This window comes from Streptomyces sp. KR55 (assembly GCF_052245645.1).
GTDB classification, from domain to species: Bacteria; Actinomycetota; Actinomycetes; order Streptomycetales; family Streptomycetaceae; genus Streptomyces; species Streptomyces flavusporus.
Genome location: NZ_JBQQCE010000655.1, coordinates 1 through 4,032, shown reverse-complemented (window position 1 = coordinate 4,032; position 4,032 = coordinate 1). Strand labels below are relative to the sequence as shown.

At 73.6% G+C, this 4,032-nt stretch carries 3 protein-coding genes; 2 read left to right on the top strand and 1 reads right to left on the bottom strand.

Annotated features, from left to right (window positions below; genetic code table 11):
* Window positions 1–421: hypothetical protein (locus tag ACTWQJ_RS47695; RefSeq protein WP_443312618.1), on the bottom strand; the 421-nt coding region annotated here is incomplete at its 3' end.
* Window positions 422–713: 292 nt separating this feature from the next.
* Here ACTWQJ_RS47695 and cobT point away from each other — a divergent pair.
* Window positions 714–3,365, top strand: a complete 2,652-nt coding sequence (gene cobT, locus ACTWQJ_RS47690) for a nicotinate-nucleotide--dimethylbenzimidazole phosphoribosyltransferase (protein ID WP_443312617.1) — start codon at window positions 714–716, stop codon at window positions 3,363–3,365.
* Window positions 3,366–3,724: 359 nt separating this feature from the next.
* Window positions 3,725–4,032, top strand: a 308-nt coding sequence (locus ACTWQJ_RS47685) for a precorrin-2 dehydrogenase/sirohydrochlorin ferrochelatase family protein (RefSeq protein ID WP_443312616.1), incomplete at its 3' end; no start/stop codon positions are given.

Sequence of the window (4,032 nt, the reverse complement as noted above, 5' to 3'; positions counted from 1 at the left end):
GGCTGACGGGCCCGCCGGCCAGGTGCCGGGGGGCGTGGAGGCCTCGGGTGCCGGGCATGGGGATGGTTCTGTGCAGGGCGCCGGTGCCGAGCATGGGGACGGCTCGGTGCTGGCCACGGGTGCCGGACATGGGCAGGCCACGGGTGCCGGACAAGGTGCTGGGGCCGCGCAGTCGCCGGATGCCGGACAGGCCGCCGCGGCTGCCGAGATCGCGGGCGCCGGCTCTGGACAGTTCCCGGATGCCGGAACCAGCGCCCTTGAAACCCCCCAGGTCGTAGAAGCCGCCCCCGCACCCGACGGGACTCCTGAGCAGGCGATGGCCGCATCCGAGGTCACGCAGATGCCGGAGACCGTGGCGCCCGAGTCCGCGTCGGAAACCGGCACGCCCGAAGCGGCGCAGGCTGCCGCCACGGCTGCCCATGATTCGGCCCAGGCTCCCGCCACGGCTGCCCCCGATTTGACGCAGGCCCCTGCGACCGCCGCCCCCGACGTGCCGCAGGTCTCTGGGCCCGAGCAGGCTGTATCGGACGGGCTGCAGGTCTCTGGGCCCGAGCAGGCTGTATCGGACGGGCTGCAGGTCTCTGGGCCCGAGCAGGCTGTATCGGACGGGCTGCAGGTCTCTGGGCCCGAGCAGGCTGTATCGGACGGGCTGCAGGTCTCCGGGCCCGAGCAGGCTGTATCGGACGGGCTGCAGGTCTCCGGGCCCGAGCAGGTTGCATCCAACGCGCCGCAGGCTCTCCGGGCCCGAGCAGGTTGCATCCAACGCGCCGCAGGCTCCCGAGCCCGAGCAGGCTGCATCGGCCGCGCCACAGACCCCCACCCCCGCCGTATCCGACAGCGCACCCGAGGCCCCCGCGCCCGCCCAGCCGCTCCCGGACACGGCCCCCGGCGCCCTCGCCGTCACGGACGCCGCGCAGCCCCAGCCCACGGACGCTCCCCCCGCTCCCGCTGCGGCCACCTCCACCGAACCGTCGTCCCCCCAACCCCTCGACGCCGATCAGCAACAGCCCCAGCAGACGGCCGAGGCCACGCCACCCGTGCAGGACGCGCAGCCGGGTGCCCCGGCCGGGGCCGGGGACGCTCACGACGTGACCGGTCCCTCCGCCACAGACCCCTCCGCCCCCATCACGGACCACGCCGCCGACCAGCTCGCAGCGGAGCGCCCCGTTCCGCAGCCCGAGCCCACGGCGGACGCGGCCGCAGCCACGCCTGCCCCGGAGGCGACCCCCGCCCCGGCCCAGCAGCCCGCGGAGGCACAGCCGCAGGACGTGGCCGCGGCCGGTCTCCCGTCGGAGCCTCAGCCGGACCAGCCCGTGGGCCAGTTCGTCCCGGTGGAGGGCTCGGTGCCGACCACCCCGCACCTGGCTCCCACCCCGCCGCACCCTGTCGTCCTCCCTACGCAGGAGCACCCCACGCAGGAGCACCCCACGCAGGAGCACTCCACACAGGAGCAGGGGGCCGAGACCCCGGCGAGCCCCGACCCCGTGGCCACCGTCCCGGCCCCCCGCGAGGCCGACACGGAGCCGGCCCCCGAACTCGCGGAATTCGTACAGCACGCGGAGGACCTGGACACCCGGGCCGCCGACCAGGAAGAGGGCACGGCGGAAGTGACAGAAGCACGGCAGTCCACCGGCCCGGCCGCACCCCCCTACGACGACGCCGAGCGCGAGGCCGTGCTGAAGGTCATGCGCGAGCGCCGGGACATCCGCAACGGCTTCCGCAGCGACCCCATCCCGCACGAGGTGCTCCTCCGCGTCCTGGAGGCCGCCCACACCGCACCCTCCGTGGGCCATTCGCAGCCCTGGGACTTCGTGGTCATCCGCTCCGCCGAGACCAGGCGCGCGATGCTCGACCTGGCCATGCGTCAGCGCGACGCTTACGCCAAGTCGCTGCCGAAGGGTCGGGCGAAGCAGTTCAAGGAACTGAAGATCGAGGCCATCCTCGACACCCCGGTGAACATCGTCGTCACCGCGGACCCGACCCGCGGCGGCCGCCACACCCTGGGTCGGCACACCCAGCCGCAGATGGCCCCGTACTCCTCCGCGCTCGCGGTCGAGAACCTCTGGCTCGCTGCCCGCGCCGAGGGCCTCGGCGTCGGTTGGGTCAGCTTCTTCGACGAGCGCGAGATGGTACGCGCCCTCGGTCTGCCCGAGCACCTGGAGGTCGTCGCCTACCTGTGCGTGGGGTACGTCGACGAGTTCCCGGACGAGCCGGAGCTGATGCAGGCGGGCTGGTCCAAGCGCCGCCCGCTGTCGTGGGTCGTGCACGAGGAGACGTACGGCCGCCGTGCCCTGCCCGGCGAGGAACCGCACGACCTGCTCGGCGAGACCGTCGCGCAGATCCGCCCGCTGGACGCCAAGGCGCTCGGCGAGGCGTGGGAGCGGCAGAAGCGGATGACCAAGCCGGCCGGTGCGCTCGGCATGCTGGAGATCATCTCCGCGCAGCTGTCCGGGCTGTCCCGCCAGTGCCCGCCGCCGATCCCGGAGCCCGCGGCCGTCGCGATCTTCGCCGGCGACCACGGTGTGCACGCCCAGGGCGTCACCCCCTGGCCGCAGGAGGTCACCGCGCAGATGGTGGCCAACTTCCTCGGCGGAGGAGCGGTCTGCAACGCCTTCGCCAATCAGGTGGGTGCAGAGGTCTGCATCGTCGACGTGGGCGTCGCCGCGGAGCTTCCGGCCACCCCGGGCCTGCTGCCCCGCAAGGTCCGCCCGGGCACGGCCGACATGACCACCGGCCCGGCGATGACCCGCGAGGAGGCCAGGCAGGCCATCGAGGTGGGTATCGAGACCGCCCGCGACCTGGTGTCGGCCGGTAACAAGGCCCTGCTCACCGGTGAGATGGGCATCGCCAACACAACGGCCTCGGCGGCCCTGATCTCGGTGTTCACGGACACCGACCCGGCGGAAGTGACCGGCCGTGGCACCGGCATCAACGACGAGACCCTCGCGCGCAAGACGGAGGTCGTACGCCGCGCCATCGAGCTCCACCAGCCCGACCCGGCCGACCCGATCGGCGTCCTCGCCGCGATCGGCGGCCTCGAACACGCCGCCATGGTCGGCCTCCTCCTCGGCGGAGCGTCCCTTCGTACGCCGGTGATCCTGGACGGCGTCAGCGCCGGCGCCGCGGCCCTGGTCGCCCGCGCGATCGCGCCCGAGGTCCTCGCCGCCTGCATCGCAGGCCACCGCAGCGCCGAGCCCGGCCACGTGGCCGCCCTCAACAAGCTCGGCCTGCGCCCCCTGGTCGACCTCGACCTCCGCCTGGGCGAGGGCACGGGCGCCCTACTGGCCCTCCCGATGGTCCAGAGCACAGCGAGAGCAATGCACGAGGTGGCGACGTTCGATTCGGCCGGGGTAACCGAGAAGTAACGACCACTGATCCGACGCGAGGGCGCCACCGGTCGGCACAGGGGTCGGTGGGCGCCGCCGGATTCGTGCGGAGGTCGGTGGGTAATGCGGGATTCGTGCGGGGTCCGTGGGCGGCGCCTGTCGGCACGGGGGTCCGTGGGCAGTCGTTCCGCAGGGCGATGGGGGTCCCCCCGCTCGAGCGAAGCCGAGAGTGGGGGAGGGTGTGCACGGACCCCCGCACCCGCACCCGGCCACGATGCTCAGCCACCGGACACCAGTGCCGCGATAAACGCCCGCGCCGTAAAATCCGCACGTCAAAGACCACTGCACAGCCGCAGAGGCATCGCCCCGCATCGCCCCGCACCAGGAGCCGCACCCTCATGGCCGAACACCCCGCCTACCCCGTAGGCCTCCGCCTCACCGGCCGCAAAGTGGTCGTCCTCGGCGGCGGCCAGGTCGCCCAGCGCCGCCTCCCGGCCCTCATCGCGGCGGGCGCGGACATCCTCCTCGTATCCCCGGAAGCGACCCCCTCGGTCGAAGCGATGGCGGAATCGGGCGAGATCACCTGGGCGAAGCGCCGATACCAGGACGGCGACCTCGCCGACGCCTGGTACGCCCTCATCGCCACCAGCGACCACACGGCGAACACCCAGGCCTCCGCCGAAGCGGAACGGCACCGCGTCTGGTG